The sequence below is a fragment of the Candidatus Latescibacterota bacterium genome (assembly GCA_019038625.1).
In the GTDB taxonomy this organism is placed as follows: Bacteria; Krumholzibacteriota; Krumholzibacteriia; order Krumholzibacteriales; family Krumholzibacteriaceae; genus JAGLYV01.
Window position 1 is genome coordinate 1 of the sequence record JAHOYU010000175.1, and the last position, 16,418, is coordinate 16,418.

Below are 16,418 nucleotides of genomic sequence, written 5' to 3' on the forward strand. Positions count from 1 at the left end.
ACTACGGCCCGTTGGCTGTCGGAATAGACGCGTCCGAGCTGTTCCTTTATTATTCGGGCGGCCTGTACACTGATCCGGCCAGCGCTGCCGAGTTGAACCATGTCGTGGTCCTTGTCGGCTGGGATTCTCAGGGTTGGATAATAAAGAATTCATGGGGGACCGGCTGGGGAGAAGACGGATACGGTCATATCGCCTTCGGCGCTATCATGCAGCATAGCTACGTCTTCGCCTGCGTCTCCACTCCAGTCAGTGTGGAAAAGAGCACCTGGGGTTCGCTCAAGCAATTGGGGCGCTGACGCTGGAAGTCCACGCCAGCTCTTTATACGCTCAAGAACACGTACTATTCGTTCTCCTGACAGTGATGTATCTATCTCGATATCCAAGATCTCTCTTACTCCTTCATCAAGCACATTAAAGGTCCTGAACCGGCGACCTATATAAAGCGTGTCGTGCATAAATTCTATCGACCAGACAGCGTTGGGCTCAGCAGGCACCTCAAGAGTCTCATGGGTTCGCACAGGTAGCCGCTTCTTTGTCTTGCGCCGTTGGTTCAGGCCTAGCTCCTTGTATACCCGGTATATCCGCTTGTGATTCCACCGGTGGCCATCCAGCCTGATCCGATCAAAACACTTCCAGAACCCCCAGCGTATGTTGTCTTCCATAAGCTCCTGAAGTGCATCTATCACTTCTCGATCTCTTGCCAGCTTATCTACCAACGGCCGGTACCAGGCTGAACGTGATTGTCCTACCGCCCCGCATGCTTTTCGTATAGACAGTTTCTTCTCCGCCACCAGATACTCTGCCACTTCTCGCCTCTTTGGTAGCGTAAGCTCCCATACACATACTGACAAGCAATTTTCACTTCAGCTCAGGGGGGCAATAATCCCGTCCATTACCTTTGAATAGGAACTGATTTACTTACTAATATTTCATTGAAGATTGTCATCGTATGAAAATGTACAATTATCCTTTTGGAGAATAACCAAGTTATTTAGTTGCACTAAAATTGGGGGAAGTCCCCCTATCTGATCACCTACTAACTATTTCGTGAGGACATGACTCCAAATCACACGAACATTATAACATTACAAATATTCATTTCGATCAATATTTACAGACGTTCATCAGTTAAATATCGACTCAATGATATTCTCCACGAGATTTCCAGGATCGATATTTGGCCGTAGTATTATCCCGAGGTTCCCGGTGAATACTCCAACTAATCCAATAAGTGAAAAGTAGAATGCTTTCCTTGGAAGGATAATAATAAGTATTGTGTAAATAATCACCCAACCCAGCATAATGCCAAAAGCACGCAAGATCGCTATCTTTTTAGCGGAATAGTATTTTTTATTTAAAATTAGTCCTTCCTTAATACTGTTTATTCTCACTTTTCTCAAAGCTGCCAGCATTTTAAATCCTTTCCGCATCTCCATCCCCGTTAATCCAAAAGGCACAAGCACTAGATAACAGACAGGTATTATGACAACAACGAATATTACAAGAGACAGAATTAGACCAAAGATAGAACCAAGTATATTCTTAAAGGATATAACCGTCTTTAACTTACTCTTTATTTTTATAAATATTGGAACTGAAGGATCGAGGCTGTCGAGAATAGGAATATCGGCCGTCACCGCTTCAGTTTTTGAAAAGCTCATTGCTACATACCCATAATTGCTTGCTCTTTTGTAACGTGCTCGACAATAGAATCCTTTTTCGTTCACTCCATATATACGTTCTATGGTTGAGTATGGAAAATGATTATTCACTCTCCTTTCCTCCTTGAGTTCCCCCATACCGACAAACATATTTCGATCACTATCAGCAAATTTTTCAAGGTCAATATTTAAACCTGATTTATATGCGTAAAGTCCGAGACTAATTAACTGGTCCGGTGACGTAATACTGAACCTGAAGAAAGATTCTGGATCATCCACCCTATTCAGATGCCATCCCTCAGGCATTCTGACTGAAAAGTGGTATTCTATATCTGAGACGATACTGGAATTGGAATCGTCAAGATCAGTTCCTGGATGAAAGTACCCTTCCAGCGCCCAAATAGTAACAAAAGCTATTGAAAGAATAATGAGGAAGTAAATCAGAGCAGATAACCAGTCTATAGATTTAAATAATGTTTTTATCTTCAAATCCATACAAGTTACTCCTCAATTTATTACTGATCGCCTTGAAGTGCTGCTAGAAGATTCTTATCGATTCGAGTACCAGCATTACGGCTTCAGTACCAAATCCGATTACTTTATCTATGATCTTTTTCATGGATGGATCATCCATCATTTCCGCGAAAAGTTTTTCCTGTTCTTTGGCCCACAGCTCCGGATCCTGTATTGAATTTACTTCATCGATCCTGTTATTCCAGTATTCCGCTTTTGACTTGAGTTGATGCACATCGTATCTAGTCAGCTCGGTATCGAAATCAAGCAGGTTGATCATAATGTTTGCCATCGGATTTTCAGTCTGCCCAATTATCTCAGAAAGGTAAAGAGTTTCTACGAAGTAATACCAGCTACCGTATATCGACGCGCAAAGAGTGGCTCCGGCGACAAGTATTATGACTATTTTTTTCACTTATCCCTCACATTCAGCTTATCAATCTTCCAGATAACTTAGCCAAAGTTTTCCAGACCCAGGGCAATTTCGTCTTGTTGTCTATGATTTTTGTCTTTGACTGTCTTGCGAGGCTGATCGACCTTCCCGAATCGGTAAAGGAACATCTGCTGAATCCGGCATTACTCCACATCCCTATCCTGACTGCCTTTTTCCTGTTGTCCGAAAACTTACAATCCGACAGATCGATAGATACTCCTCCGAATACTTTTATACCTGGACCGAGATTTCCTTTGAATCCCCCTGTCTGTACGGACATGTCGAGGTGTCCTATTCCAAGTATTCCTTCGAGATGATTATTTTCGAATTTAGTCCCCCTGATACTGACTGCCCCGGGCTTTCCTTCATCCTGTTTTCCGACCAGAGTCACTCCCGGTCCCATGTTGTTATTTATTTCGTTTTCTTTGAATGAAACTGATTCTACTTCGTCCATATATATTCCGCACAACCCGTTACCCAGAATCGTCGATTCATTGATTTCCAGCTCCCTGACACCCACAGCCCACATCCCACACCTGTAGTTCTTTTCCATTATTATTCCCTGCAATATTATCTCGGACAATGGACCAGCAAGGATCCCGCTTTCTCTGCAGTTCCTCGCGGCAGTGCTTTTCAGTTTTGCTTTGGAGCCCTTACCCAGAATCAGACCATTCCCTCCGGGTCCGTCAACGATGCAATTGATGATATCCGCCGTTCCTCCATCCACCACTCTGATTCCAGCAGCATTCCCACGGAAAAATTTACATGCCTCCAATCTGACTGCTTCATCAACTCTTCCAACAACGAATTGATCGGCCCCTGAGTCCGAGATTTCCACATCTTTATACAAACCCGTGGCTGAGTTCTGGAGCAGGATTCCAGAACCCCGTGAATCCCTTATCTTTGTATTTGACACCGTCGGTCTCGCACCAGACATGACATAGATACCGACACCGCATCCATCCAATTTACAGTCATCGATATTGGATGCTGATCCATCGATAACTATTATTCCCGCTCCTGAAATGTCTTTTATCTTGTTATTTTCCAGAGTTATGCCCGAATCTCCGGAAACCTGAATACCGTTTCCTTTGCCATCAGCTATAGTACATCTTATCATTTCTGTCCCCGGGCAATCCTCAATTCGGCAGGCTACCGATCCAGAATCTATCATTTTACTATCCGACAACAACAGTTTTCCTTTAGACGCAATTACCTGCTCTATTCCACCCACAAAGGACGAATTCGAGACCGAACATTCCCCGCCAATGATCTCCAGATGGGAAGCACTTCTCCCCCTGAGTTTGATCTCGTCCAGACTCAGATGGTCCGGAGCCTCCAAATTGATGGATCTCGTACAGCCATCGACATCAACTTTTCTTATTCCCCCATGCGATCCACTTGATTCCAATCCTATAGCAAATCCAGAGATTTTCAGACTGGATAGTTCAAGTGCATTCTCGGCAACGCCTATTATGCCCGTCCCCCTGGGTTTAAAGAGTTCCGTGTTTTTCTGTTTGCCTTCCTGACCGGCCACTACACCATTAATGCTTGTTTGCGATACAGTTAAGCTCGCACCACGCTCACATTTTATTCCATAATCTCCCGGTTGGCTGATAGACGATCCGGTCAATATGAACATCGCTTTTTCTTGAATATTTATCCCAAGCCCTTTCCTGCAGTCAAAACGGCACCCATCCATTTTCAAACATCCGGTGTGGATGTCAACGAGAGGAAATCCGCCTTCGTCCAGGCCCCGAAACACACTGATATCGTTTAGGACAACATCCTCACTGAAAACCTTTATTGCCGGAGACGAAACAGTCTCGAGGAATACCTCTCCTCCTCCACCATCTGCTTTTTTCAGGGTTATTGGCTTATCGATTATAACCGGTTCCCTGTATCTCCCTGGTGGTATCTCAATAATCCCGCCAGGTTTCACTGCAAGTACCGCGTCACGTATGTTCTCTATACCGGAATCCGACCCCAGGAGAACACTATCCAGATAGTTGAGATGTGCCCCGGCCTCTTCCTCCGTCTGGACCAAAGGAGTGTCGCATGACCTGTAGCAGACAAAACCGTTAGCTGCCGCGTTTTCGTCTAGCCATTTTCTTCTGCATGCCGGACAGATATACATATTATTCCTTGATTTCATCAAGGTTGCTTTGTGATCGTCTTAACTTCAGATTTATTCTTCTGGCGACTTCACTGAACAAGTCATCCCCAAGATCCAGCGCCGGATCAACCACTATATCCGTATCGCTCGGTTCCGAAACCGTGAAAATCGCTTTTCCCTGGATAACCGGTGTTTTCCCAAGTTTGTGCATGTTGATCACCGTCCCAGGTGCCGGTTTTCGTACCTGTAATCTCTCCTGCCCGGACATGATATTGTATTCTTCACCCCTCATATTATCTTCCTCTTCCTGATCATGATAGGTCACACCAGAAAGATCCGGTCCGGAGTTTTTCCATCCTGCTCGTTTTACTTCGCGGATAGAGCTTATCTGTCTATATGCCCGTCCTTTTTCAGTCTTTTTTTCAATAATTGTTTCAACAACTTCTTCTGTCACTTCGTTTATTTCCGCGCTTTCGATTTCCTCGATTTCTACGGGATCATCTACGTCCCCTACTACAACCTCATCCTCTTCAATCGGAACCTGAAGCATTGTATCGTCTACCTCAATTCCCTGGTCATCTGAGACCACATCAGGTTCTCCCCGGCTTCTTTTTCGAGTCTTAACTCTGCTGATCGCATCCTTTATCCAATTTATTATCTTCATGCTGTTTGTCCGCCATTTTCCACAGTATTTTTTTCATGTCTCGAATCGAATTCCCCTTCCAACCCGAGCACAGATATCATTTTTGATTCTTTCCCATCGATTCTACGATCGGAAAACACCATGGCCTGGACAAGCATCTGCCCGAGTGAAGAGATGCCAATACCAGAATTGGCAAAACATCCATTACTGAGTGGGTCGAAGGTGTCGCGCCTGCGCCGAAAAACAGTCTCGGGCCGGTACCTTATCCAGGATGAGATGTACTCCTCGATAGAAGTGATATTATCCTGGCGATTAAGCAGTTCTTTGACTCCGTTTCCAATTGCAGCAGGCTCTCTTTTCATCCAATCCTTTTCGCCCATTTCGAGAACCAGCTCCGAGAGTTCCTCTTCGCCTATAACAAGACATAGCTCGTAACTTTTACAGAATTCTCTTATCACTGAATTGTGTCGTTTCCCTATTCGGCCTGACACAGTGGCGGACAGATACATTATCTCCAGCAGGTCCCTTACGATATCTAGAGGTTCCGGTCCGGTCCAGGTCATCTCAAGATTTTCTTCCTGTTCTTCCTTCGATACGATGAAACTCCTGTCCGAGAGTTTAAGTCGTGAATCCCTGAATCGTAGCGCTCCAGCGTGATTACCAGCGGGGAGATAATGGTACTGTGATATCTTATTGAACGAAAACAAGGTCGAGAATACTCGTCCTGCGGCCTTACCTTTACCAACGGCTCTCAGATCCTGGCATGCAAAATCTACTGGCTCAGATGGATCTATCTGCGGAAGTGGAGTAAGTCCATCCAGAAATAGATCGGGGACTGGTGATGTTTTCGGATGCCTCGATTCTTCCTCCAGTGCCAGGATCTCTTCAAGTGTTTTGACCCGGAGCTTACGAAAAACAAGGATAAGAATGATCCATATCACGATTAATGATCCGGATATTATCAGATGAGTGTTCCTGTCGATCGGGATCCGGGAAGACAGTTCAAAAAGAGGCCTGATTGAATCAGATAGTGCTAGCAGAGAAGTCGATGCCAGGACTGTCATTAGAATAATACTGAGATTCCCGAAAAGGATCTTACTCGTTCCTTTTCGGAAAATCGCTGCTCTATACCCTTTTAATCGGGTAAACAACTTCGCCGATCTCTTCCAGAAAAGCCACTCCCTGTACCGGTCTATCGAATAAATAATGTTTGCGAGAGAAAGAGTCACAGAATACCAGAGGAGAACCAGGAGCATCATCGCAGTTCTCACGGAGAGAAAAACAAGACTGTCCGATATGACCTGCAGAACCTTCCGGATGAAACTCTCAGTGTATCTGAATATCGTCCAATCGGGAAATTCATCGACTTTCAGCAACTCTATCGAGTTGTTGAGAAGCAAGGCAGCCTTCTCCGGAGTCAGGAAATAAAAATAGACCGCGGATGATATGGCAATTATTGAAAAGACGAGCGGGATCAGAGGATCGGAAGGGATATTGTCGATACTCGTAAATCTACGCGGCAAAAACAGCCTGGATAGATGCAGGATACTGCCGACCGGCGGCAAAAGCCTGCGTATCAGGCGAAGAGGCTTATCTCGCAAGAATCGCCTTAATGGTGCCACCGAAATGCTGTATCCTGGTTCTATTACGGATGACGCGGACGGCAATCCTGTTTCAGTACTTTTGGACATTCCTGTCATAGTAGGTGTCATCAATCAGACTCTGCTTTTCCTGACGAATTACCCAACTTGATACCAAAACGCTTTTCATAATACTTTCTGTGAGCCTCGACAGTAAGCATGGGTATTGCCTCCCTGATGACATTATCCCGCCCGGGAAGGTCGGCTTTCCTCAATGTCTCGAAAAGTCCGGCCAGTCTATCCAGATTCATAGACCCGTTACCTTTCAGATCATTAATCAGATTATCGACTCTTCTGCGCCATTCCATGTCGCGTCTCTTGCTGGGAAATCTGCGCATTACAAGAACTATCCAGTCCGATCTGATTCCCGGGTTCAATTCGTCTGAATATCTATCAAGGATACCGCTCTGCCCAAGTCCTGCCGCTGCCAGTTCCAGTATCGGCGTACAATCCTCTTCATAATATGTACTCATTGCATCCGTGGAGAGCCATGATCCGAACACTTCCTCCAGCAATTCTTTATTGTCCTGCTCCACGGAGACTTCCATAAGCGAATGATAGGTGTTGTGTCGATCCTTTCCAGGATTCATGGAAAACAATTCGGACAACGAGCCTTCCTTGTCTACATCGAACAGCTTGGTCACGAAACGTGCTTTGAGGTAGCTCCTGTCCTCTCTGTCATCTACTCGCGAAAGCAGACCTCTCGCCTCATCTATCCTACTCTGGGCGACATAGTCATGCAGTTCTGATGTAAGCCGTTCCCGAAGCCAATGGTGTCTCAGTCGCCCGAGGTCCATCTCCAGCCTCTTCGGAAGCGAATTGAGATCTTCCTGCCAATCCTCAACAGGGATATTCTTCGATGCACCGCAGGCTGACAACACCATAGAGGCTTCCAGCCCAAATTCCATGAATTCTGGATACCTTGATCGCATTTCTTCGAGAGATGGGACCATCATGCCGAGAAAAAGTAATCCCCGGTTACTCCATATAGTCACGGTTCCACGGCTGACCAGTTCGTCCGAAAAATTTTCCGGTATCGGCTCTTCTCCCACGGCACCGAGAACAATTGAAAGCTGCAGGCTCTCACCGCAAAAACTCCCGTTGTCATAGATGATATTGGGACGTACCCCGACTATAAGATCTCCTACCCGCCTCCAGCAATTGGGAATGCCCTGGATTGCCCTACCCGCTAGAGAATCGAGAAGTGTGCCGATATCAGGATCCAGAGGCAGATTATTCTCCATAGAAGCTGGACTACGCACTATGTTCCTGAGTCTTAAAAATAGATCGCTCAGTCGCTTAATGTCGTCTGGCGCGGTCTGGGACCAGTCATTGATGGTAATCTCTGTCATGTCTGAAGACAACGACATGTCCCAATCGTCGTCCAGAGCTTCAGCCTTGATGCTCTTGGATACATATGGTGCTAAAACCAGCTTCAGATCTTTCATATTGTATGTCGGATATCCTGACAACAATTGCATCGGTGGTTCCACGGGCACGCTTATCTCTATCCTCGGCACTGTGACCTCGCGGAAAAATCCTGCTTCTTCCTGGATACCTGCTATTTCAGCACGTGCGATAGCAATGCTGGCGAAACTGATGGAATCGCTTTTTTTCTGGCTGTCAAACCAGGCCCCGAATGTCTGCAGGAGGGCTTGCACTGTTGCAAGCATACTTCTCCAGCCTCTATATATCTCCTCGTCAGTCCGCAATGTAGCCCTTATTTCGTCCAGGACCGTTCCCCTGCCGAAGAATTCATCCGGCACGACCTTATCTTTTGGAAGTTCTGTCGTATCAACAGCCGGCTCATCAGCTTCTCCTTCGGCAATAACATCAGTCGGTTCGTTTTCCATTATCAGGGCAAATAGTTTTGCCGATATCATCCTGAAAATGGAATCGCTATTTTCTTTGCCGGCATTGATATTATTCCAGTCATTTATCAGCCCTTGATCGTCATTCTCGTTCAGGATACTGGAAAGAGATTCCCTATCGATTCCGAAAATCTCCTGAAGCTCAGGAGAAAAACGATCTACAAAGCCGCGTATCATGTCACGAGACGTTTCGTATTCCTTCGGAGCCTGCTGTCCGCTTTTCTTCCTGAATATCTTTCTCTCGATCGATCCTACGGCGTCCTTGCCGAACACTGAATCGTATCCTACTTTCCCAAGGTCGGATTCCCATTCGTTTATCAGAATTCTTAATTGAGGCATGCTCCTCCTCTTTTTACTTGCCCTTTCCGGGCCTTCCTATCCTGTTAGCATCAGCGTATACTTTTGACATCAGTTCACTTTTTGGATCCGACCATTCAGACCCGTCAGCTTCGGTGTCCGATGAATATTCTGTCACCTCTTTACCGAGAGCTGTCTCTATTCCTTCCATTGTCTCCTCATCTTCTGATCCGTCTATCCAGAGATTACAGCCGAAATCCAGGGGTTCTTCATCCGCTTCCGGATCCCTTGCGAGGACCACCTTCTTGAAATACTCCACAACGCGATCGGCTATAGTGATATCCATTTCCGGAGACGGATCCGGAGGAAGATGGTCAAACTTCCCAAGTCTGGGGAAAAAACAATCCTGAATCCTGTACCACTCGGCTCCCTCTTCGTGCATAGATACAATCAAGGCTGCGATCTTCCTGATAAGGACGGGCTCTATCATGTTACAGACACCCAACCCTCCCGGCACATTATCTATTATGGTCACATCATAATAAAGGTTCTCTGCCACTCCCCTGCTAAAAGGCTTAAAGCAGTTATGTGTCACATCAATTACATCCTCTGTATCGAGGCATACCATCTTGAGATAACGCTTCAGGACGTGAGCAATAAGATGAGCCGATTCGGAATCGAGACCAGGGAAAAACAGGACCGAAGCATCTACTTCCATCTCTGAAGTGATCTGGCCTTCTATGCCATACAATGATTCTTCGATAAGATCCTGACCCCTCCAGGTCCTGTACCCGAGGATGACTTCTTTTATTTTCATCCTTGTCCTGTAGATTCCTATTCCCTCTTCAGAAAAGATATGATCACTCGCCAGAGTGATGTCTTTATTCTCGAGAATGAATATCTGCCTTATCTTCAGGGTTCGTAGATCTTCAGGTTCCGGATAACATTCAAGGACACCCTTGATCGGCAATCCTTTTACTCTTACTCGTTCTCCATTAAGTGAGAAGATCCTTCCCGGCCACAGAATCGAAAGTTGCCGCTGAGGGTCTATTTTTCTTCGAATCCCCAGTTCTATACAACGCACTTCGATCGGCGGAATATCATGATCCGGATCATCGACAGCCCCGTCAACCGTCCGGGTGACTGGGATGGCATACCCTGTATCGCGCCTGTAAGAAAAGGTTTTCCCATAAACAGGGTCATTAATTATCTGTACAGGTTGTTCTTCCTTGCCTTTACATTCCGCCTTCAAACTGATCAACAGATCCTCGAGGGCTCTTTTCCCGAAAAGTTCCGCGATTCGGTCTACAGGTTGTGGTTTTTCAAGGATCAGTCGCGTCATCTGTTTACGATTAAGGATAGGATTATCGATGCCTGGCAATAGAACAGGTGACACCTGATTGTGTCTGTACTGCAGGAATTCTCCTAAATGGTCATGCAGCCATTGCTCGAAGCCGTCTCTCGGAGGCATCATGAAACAGATATGATGTCCCGTGGTGCATGCTCTCGATAGTTCCCGTATCTCCGAGACCTGGGTAAAGAATGTTTCCGGAAGAAGCCTGACCAGGCTTACGACTACTGATTCTTCTGCGAATTCTTCCGCTCTGGTGGTCCAGCGCGCCAGGTCAAGACTGTCAAGATTCGCTTTTGCTCTCGGCCCTATGCTCAGGTAGAACTTCTCATATCCCGCATCCGCCATACCGCTACCAAACCGTGTCAACAGGTCAAGGTCGTCCTTGAAATTGAGGCTGTCCCGCCCCCTGTTGCCCATTGTCATCAGATCTATCCTTGAACCGCCCGCATAACCAAGTGGTAATTCGACAAATTCGCGGCTTAGAAGCCTGTTAAAAGACCTCTGGTCCTCCCGAGCACCGTCGAGAACCGAGACCATGACAGGAAGGTCCGCTGGTTGCTTACCAGCGAGTGATGTCATTCTCTTTATAATGAACGGTATCTCAGCCTTTATGAGGGGCGACGACTCATCAGTCTCAAATATTATCGCCAGATCCATTCTTGTCCAGAATAGCGACAACCGGTTCTCATGGTCGGCGATCCTGTCAAATGAACCGAGATCGGCAACCAGAATATCTATTTTATCAGCCGTACCCTTTACTTCGAAGAGGTGTTCGCTCCCCGCATATTCTATGTTGAAACATTGCACTGCGGGATAATGGTTACTGAACGCTTCAAGTCTTCGGATAAGCTTTGCCGCCTGATCGGCATTCCTCACCAGTATAAGAGAGCTTCCACCGCGAAATGCTGCTTCTATAGAGCACAGGATACCAACGACCTCACGACCCGACCCTCTTGGGCCATTGACAACAAGGGACAGCTTTTCTGATAAAAGCTTTTCCAGCGCATGGCAAAGGAATGCTTCAATATCACGTCTACCGAAGAGCTCGAGGCTGTCCTTCATTCGATCGGAAAGTTCTGCATCAGGAACCGGCACGGCATTTCCAGCATTCTGATGGATGGTCTCCCTGTACTTTATCGCGGAGTCATCTCCCCCGGTTCCCAGATATCTTTTGTCTGAAAGAAATTCTGGAAGTTTTTCAACTTCAATTTTCCGGCCCGTCTTCATGGGAGAACGGGTAAAATCGATACGGCTGCCCCAGACGGGTGCAAACATCCGAGGCAATACAACCGGGAACAGGTGGGCCGCTGCCAGAAATGCAGGCGGAAGATAAAGACTGAAAAATATCGCCAGCAGGTCGGAAACAAGCAGAAACAGCACATAGACAGGTACCAGTATCACAAGCCATTTCTTTGTGCTGCCATCGAGACGATTATAATTCACGAAGCACAACACTCTCCACGTGCGCCTTGCGATGCGGGACCGCCTTGAGAAAGGTTCGACGTGGAGCCAGTCCAGATTGAAGATACGGTAGACCTGGCGCGGTAGAATAACGAGTAAAATACCTCCCAGTATCGTATACAACACCATTGGCAGAAAGAAACTCCTCGAACCAAATAAGAATCTGCTAATGGGTTCCGGAATCGGTCCAGCAGGTGTTCTCTGGAGCAGAAGACTCAGCGGGTCTGCACCCACAGCCCGTTCTATGAAGAGCGAGATTACAGCATATATCACGGCCACTATGATGAGGGATATGACAAGCAACGGAGCGTCATGAACCGCAATCTGCCACATCCCCTCTTTATCTCTGAGACCGGCCGAAGAAAATCTTTTATCAGTTTCAGAGTCATTATCTTCAATGTTGTTATCCTGATTCAGGGGTTGTCCGTTTCCTGATCCGATCCCGGTCACTTCTTCAATATCACGGTCGATCTCAGCATTTTCGGGATTATCGTCTTCCTCTATTATTACACCCGGTTCTTCATCCTTATCAGGTTCCGCGGAGGAACCGCTCTTCCCTTCAAAGTCAGATCCGATGTCTCCATACCTGGCGTTCAAAGATGGGAACTCATCCAACAACAGATCGATATCCTGCTCCTGTTCGATTCTCAATCGTCGTCCGAGATAAAACAGGTACGTACCAATCGCAAAAAGGATGAAAATATATACGGGAAACACCCAGAGGACGGCAGCAGCCTGCAATGCTTCACCTATTTCATTCAGGCCGTTACCAAATATTTCGTTCAGAAGGTTATTCATTTTCAGACTCTTAATTCATCCCATGGCTTAATGTCTTCGAATGTTTCGTCACTGCTCTTAATCCATTCTTCCATAAAATCGTCTATCTCATCGTTGCTGTGGTCCGGGTACATGTATCGCAGAATCGATTGAATACTGATGTCACGAATGATCCGCAAACCCCAGATATGGTCCTTTTCGCTGGATATAATCTTCTTGAATGATGCCATCGCCCTGCTCTCCAGAGTCTGAATAAAACTCAAAGCTTCCTGGGGACATACGAGAAATATCTTCGTATCCTCGATGAGCTTGTCCTGTTCCTGCGATGTCAGAAAGTGAAATATCTGGCCGTGAGAAAGTCTGTCCGACAGTCCTGTAAGGAATTTTCCAAGTGAAAGTAAGAGTTTTTCCTCTTGAGATGGAAGCGAAAAGACACTGCAATCTTTGAAGAAGGGTATCTCCCTTTCCGCCTCTGACAGGACACGGTCGAAATCCGCCACTTCATTGAGGAATGAATCAACACCATCACGGCACAACCTGTACGCGACATTCTGGGCTGATATCCTGATCGAAAGACTCTTGTTGATCTGGATGGCAAACTGTTCTGCATCCTGAGGATCGACGAGATAATCGTTGAAATAAAGATTCCTCTCGACCTCCAGTTCCCTGTCTTCATGCAGCATTTTCAGTTTATCTTCGATTCTTTCCAGGACTTTTGCGGCTGTTTCCCGGGCTTTTCTAACCCTGATCTCCACAAATTTCAATAACCCCTGGATCAGGCTCAACGATCCCAGCTCCTCATGCTTATACCACCATGAGCCGGTCTTTCTAGCCATCAGTGAGCCGGCTGCGGGGAAAACTCCCATATAGTCAACTCCGCCTACTAATTCAGGAGCATCATCCTCCATCACTTCTTCCATGATCCTGCTTGATTCCGATGGCGTCGTATCAAGATATTTCTTGAGCCGGCGCCTGGTGTACAAATGGTACAGGCCCAGCAAGGGAAAACAGATTATGAATGAGACTATCAGAAGGGCTGGAAACAGCATGGGATGCTCATTAAAACTCTCCAGCAATCTCGCCCCCTCTGTAGAAGGATCGACGAATGTCTTCCAGAGCCTGAAAATTGCCAGTAGTTGTAGAGTTGAAAACACGGCCATAAGCGGGATCCAGATCCTGAAAGCGTAGCCCGGGATATAATTCCAGATCTGTCCCCTCAACCGGGCCCACATGTCGCGCACGATAGCAAATCTCCATCTTCTTTGAGGCAGTTTTTCCTCTTCGGAATCAAGCAGTCTTCGCGCCTGACGGATTATAGTTTCCTCGCACGTCCTGAGGGCCGCACAAAATGTATTCAGTGAATAACCAGCCTTTCCCGTTTCGAGGAGATCGACAAGCTCGTTATCAAGCATTCCCATGATGCGTTTGAGTTCGCTGTTGCATATATCTCTGAGTAACCGGGCCTTTTTATGAAAGTCCAAAGCGACGTCCTGCCCCGGAGGAGGGTAACAACTGTCGATCAGGTGTTCGAGCCATTTCCGGTCGAAATACCTCTCCAGAGTTTCCGGGGGATACCGATACGGTTCCAGAGGGAAGGTCTGGCCTGAAGCAAAGATCTCGAAAAGTCTTTCTTCAAGAGCAGGAGTAGTGGCGCTGATCCTTCCCTTGTAATGAAAAAGCATTTCGTGGATCGTGTCTCTGTATCTTTCTCTGCCTGTGACATTACGCAGAGTATTGGAATCTATTATCTCGTCCTGTATAATTCTGGAAATCCCCAGAATTTCAGCCTGCTGGGCCGGCTGCCCTACATTTCTTCCTTCGGGAACCCTGGCCATCTGGCTATACAGATCTTCGACTATCAGCGAGAGTGCTTTCTGATGGAAATATTTTCTTGTGAATTGAATAGTCGCCAGACTCAATACACAGAAGAAATCCTCTCCGTATTTCGAAAAATTAAGCAGTAGACGAAATTCAGAATCAGCCCGGATTCCTCCCCTGGTACAGAGACCGATAAAGTGTGATGTGATACCTACGATCTCAACATCGTTAAGCTGAATATTGTTCGTAAATCCATCATACAGGAAGAACCTCGGTATGGCGGGTCGCCCCTCTTTCTGAAGATTCGTATGCCAGGCCTCGATGTTTGCCAACTGGCGAGCGATGATCTTTCGGCTCGGCTCGCGGGGCATGTTTACCGACAGGGCAACTGGATGAATAAAAAGACGCGCGTTGCACAAGTCATCCCTGAAACTGAATATTGACGAGTATCTTTCGTGAGCGAGCCGCTCGATAAATGGTAGTACAAGAGGAAGGTAGAACCTGAAATCCTCATCGCGCCAGGCCCCGCAGACGAAAACGTCGAGATAATAAGAGTATCCGAAATTCTTTACCGGCCTGTCACCGAGAAGCTTTTCAAAAGCTGTCGCAATGTTTTCCAGGAGTTTGTTCTCGCTGCTCGACCACAATCTGTCGGGCGAACGATCGATTTTACCTGATCTTTTCGTACAATGGCTCAGTACGATGAATGTCGAGGAATCTTCACGATTGATATCCTCTGAACTTCCCTCTCCGTACTCGTCGAGATAGTGTTGAGCCACCTGCTCACCCATCTCGCCGATTCCCAGAATTATCGACTGGCACTTGAGGATCTTCAATTCTCACCGCCGTTTTCACTCAAGCCCAGCCATCTCATTACGAATTCGGGCATCTTCCCGGAGATATCTGCTCTGTCGGGCGCTGTCCTGCGTGCGAGAGAATCGAAGTATTTATCCAACACCTGAGGTCTGTTTTTTACCGTTTTCCCATACTTTTTCATGAATCCTTTTCGTGGATCTGCCCCTGTATCACCAGGTTCGGGCCACGCGGGCAAGGGATCGTTGAGCACTCTTTTAAACGATTCATAGTAGATCCCACTGATGGTAAAGTCGCTCAGTGTCCTTGCAACCCCTATAGACAGCCACTGGTTCCCCGCGTGAAATACCGTCTCTTCGGAGGGTACTTTCAACCGCGCGGGGCTCATGGCACGTCGAACCTCTTCAGGATACTCCTCACCCGGTGTAACCGGCGGGATCCTCTCCCACGATGCTGTGTCGTCCGACTCGACCTTGCTTTTTTTGTCCTCTGGTTGATATATCCCCAGTGTACGACAACACTCCGGCCATCTCGACAATCGTTGAAGGGGTTCCTCGAGCTTGTCGTTCAGAATCCAGACAGTTTCCGCCATCCTGACAATCATCTCCTGAGAATAGAAGCCTCCTGGATTATCAAGCACGAACAGGGTCCCCGAAGCATCAGCCCTGCCTACGACCCGCAGTTCCAGGTCACGGAGGCCGCCGTATATCCTTGCCTCAGTCAGGAGCCTGGTCTCGTATTCTACATTCATGCTGTAAACATCTGGAAGGTAAGCGACTATCAACCATTCTCCCTCATAAGAATGGCTGGCCTGTACCGCTTCGAAATCGGAACAGTCTACGATAATAACGCCACGCCCGTTCCTTCCCTTGCCAGCACCGGGAACTGGAAAACTCTTATGGGAAGCATAATGGTCCATCCATACTCTTCGCCCGGAAGAACTGACAAGTTCAGCCGTCTCGGGCCAGTGCCGCCCCAGGAATACAATCTGCCGGTTTTCTTCTTTCATACCGATTCCAGA

The 16,418-nt window shown here is 47.0% G+C and carries 10 protein-coding genes; all 10 read right to left on the reverse strand.

From position 1 onward, the window contains the following. Nucleotides 1-149: 149 nt before the first annotated feature. Nucleotides 150-806, reverse strand: coding sequence for an IS3 family transposase (locus KOO63_12515; protein MBU8922633.1), 657 nt, complete (start codon nucleotides 804-806; stop codon nucleotides 150-152). A gap of 318 nt (nucleotides 807-1,124) precedes the next feature. After that, on the reverse strand, nucleotides 1,125-2,156 hold the full coding sequence (locus KOO63_12520) for a hypothetical protein (protein MBU8922634.1): 1,032 nt from the start codon (nucleotides 2,154-2,156) through the stop codon (nucleotides 1,125-1,127). A gap of 43 nt (nucleotides 2,157-2,199) precedes the next feature. After that, a complete protein-coding gene (locus KOO63_12525) occupies nucleotides 2,200-2,589 on the reverse strand; it encodes a hypothetical protein (GenBank protein ID MBU8922635.1) in 390 nt (129 codons plus the stop codon). Nucleotides 2,590-2,602: 13 nt separating this feature from the next. After that, nucleotides 2,603-4,762, reverse strand: a complete 2,160-nt coding sequence (locus KOO63_12530) for a right-handed parallel beta-helix repeat-containing protein (GenBank protein MBU8922636.1) — start codon at nucleotides 4,760-4,762, stop codon at nucleotides 2,603-2,605. Then, nucleotides 4,746-5,387, reverse strand: coding sequence for a hypothetical protein (locus KOO63_12535; GenBank protein MBU8922637.1), 642 nt, complete (start codon nucleotides 5,385-5,387; stop codon nucleotides 4,746-4,748). Before KOO63_12535 ends, KOO63_12530 begins: the two co-directional genes overlap by 17 nt. Then, on the reverse strand, nucleotides 5,384-6,967 hold the full coding sequence (locus KOO63_12540) for a hypothetical protein (protein MBU8922638.1): 1,584 nt from the start codon (nucleotides 6,965-6,967) through the stop codon (nucleotides 5,384-5,386). The genes KOO63_12535 and KOO63_12540 overlap by 4 nt, the downstream gene beginning before the upstream one ends. Nucleotides 6,968-7,077: 110 nt before the next feature. After that, complete coding sequence (locus KOO63_12545; GenBank protein MBU8922639.1) at nucleotides 7,078-9,216, reverse strand: hypothetical protein; 2,139 nt, start codon at nucleotides 9,214-9,216, stop codon at nucleotides 7,078-7,080. A 13-nt stretch (nucleotides 9,217-9,229) separates the two neighbouring features. Continuing rightward, nucleotides 9,230-12,787 (reverse strand): hypothetical protein, encoded by a 3,558-nt coding sequence (locus KOO63_12550; protein MBU8922640.1) that lies wholly within the window; start codon nucleotides 12,785-12,787, stop codon nucleotides 9,230-9,232. Between the two features lie 2 nt (nucleotides 12,788-12,789). After that, nucleotides 12,790-15,420 (reverse strand): hypothetical protein, encoded by a 2,631-nt coding sequence (locus KOO63_12555; GenBank protein ID MBU8922641.1) that lies wholly within the window; start codon nucleotides 15,418-15,420, stop codon nucleotides 12,790-12,792. Next, nucleotides 15,417-16,406, reverse strand: coding sequence for a hypothetical protein (locus KOO63_12560; protein ID MBU8922642.1), 990 nt, complete (start codon nucleotides 16,404-16,406; stop codon nucleotides 15,417-15,419). The genes KOO63_12555 and KOO63_12560 overlap by 4 nt, the downstream gene beginning before the upstream one ends. Nucleotides 16,407-16,418: the final 12 nt, after the last annotated feature.

Excerpts from the sequence above, each read along its gene's own strand:
- KOO63_12520 (MBU8922634.1), bottom strand. The coding sequence starts at position 2,156 with ATGGATTTGAAGATAAAAACATTATTTAAATCTATAGACTGGTTATCT.
- KOO63_12530 (MBU8922636.1), bottom strand. The coding sequence starts at position 4,762 with ATGAAATCAAGGAATAATATGTATATCTGTCCGGCATGCAGAAGAAAA.
- KOO63_12535 (MBU8922637.1), bottom strand. The coding sequence starts at position 5,387 with ATGAAGATAATAAATTGGATAAAGGATGCGATCAGCAGAGTTAAGACT.
- KOO63_12545 (MBU8922639.1), bottom strand. The coding sequence starts at position 9,216 with ATGCCTCAATTAAGAATTCTGATAAACGAATGGGAATCCGACCTTGGG.
- KOO63_12550 (MBU8922640.1), bottom strand. The coding sequence starts at position 12,787 with ATGAATAACCTTCTGAACGAAATATTTGGTAACGGCCTGAATGAAATA.
- KOO63_12560 (MBU8922642.1), bottom strand. The coding sequence starts at position 16,406 with ATGAAAGAAGAAAACCGGCAGATTGTATTCCTGGGGCGGCACTGGCCC.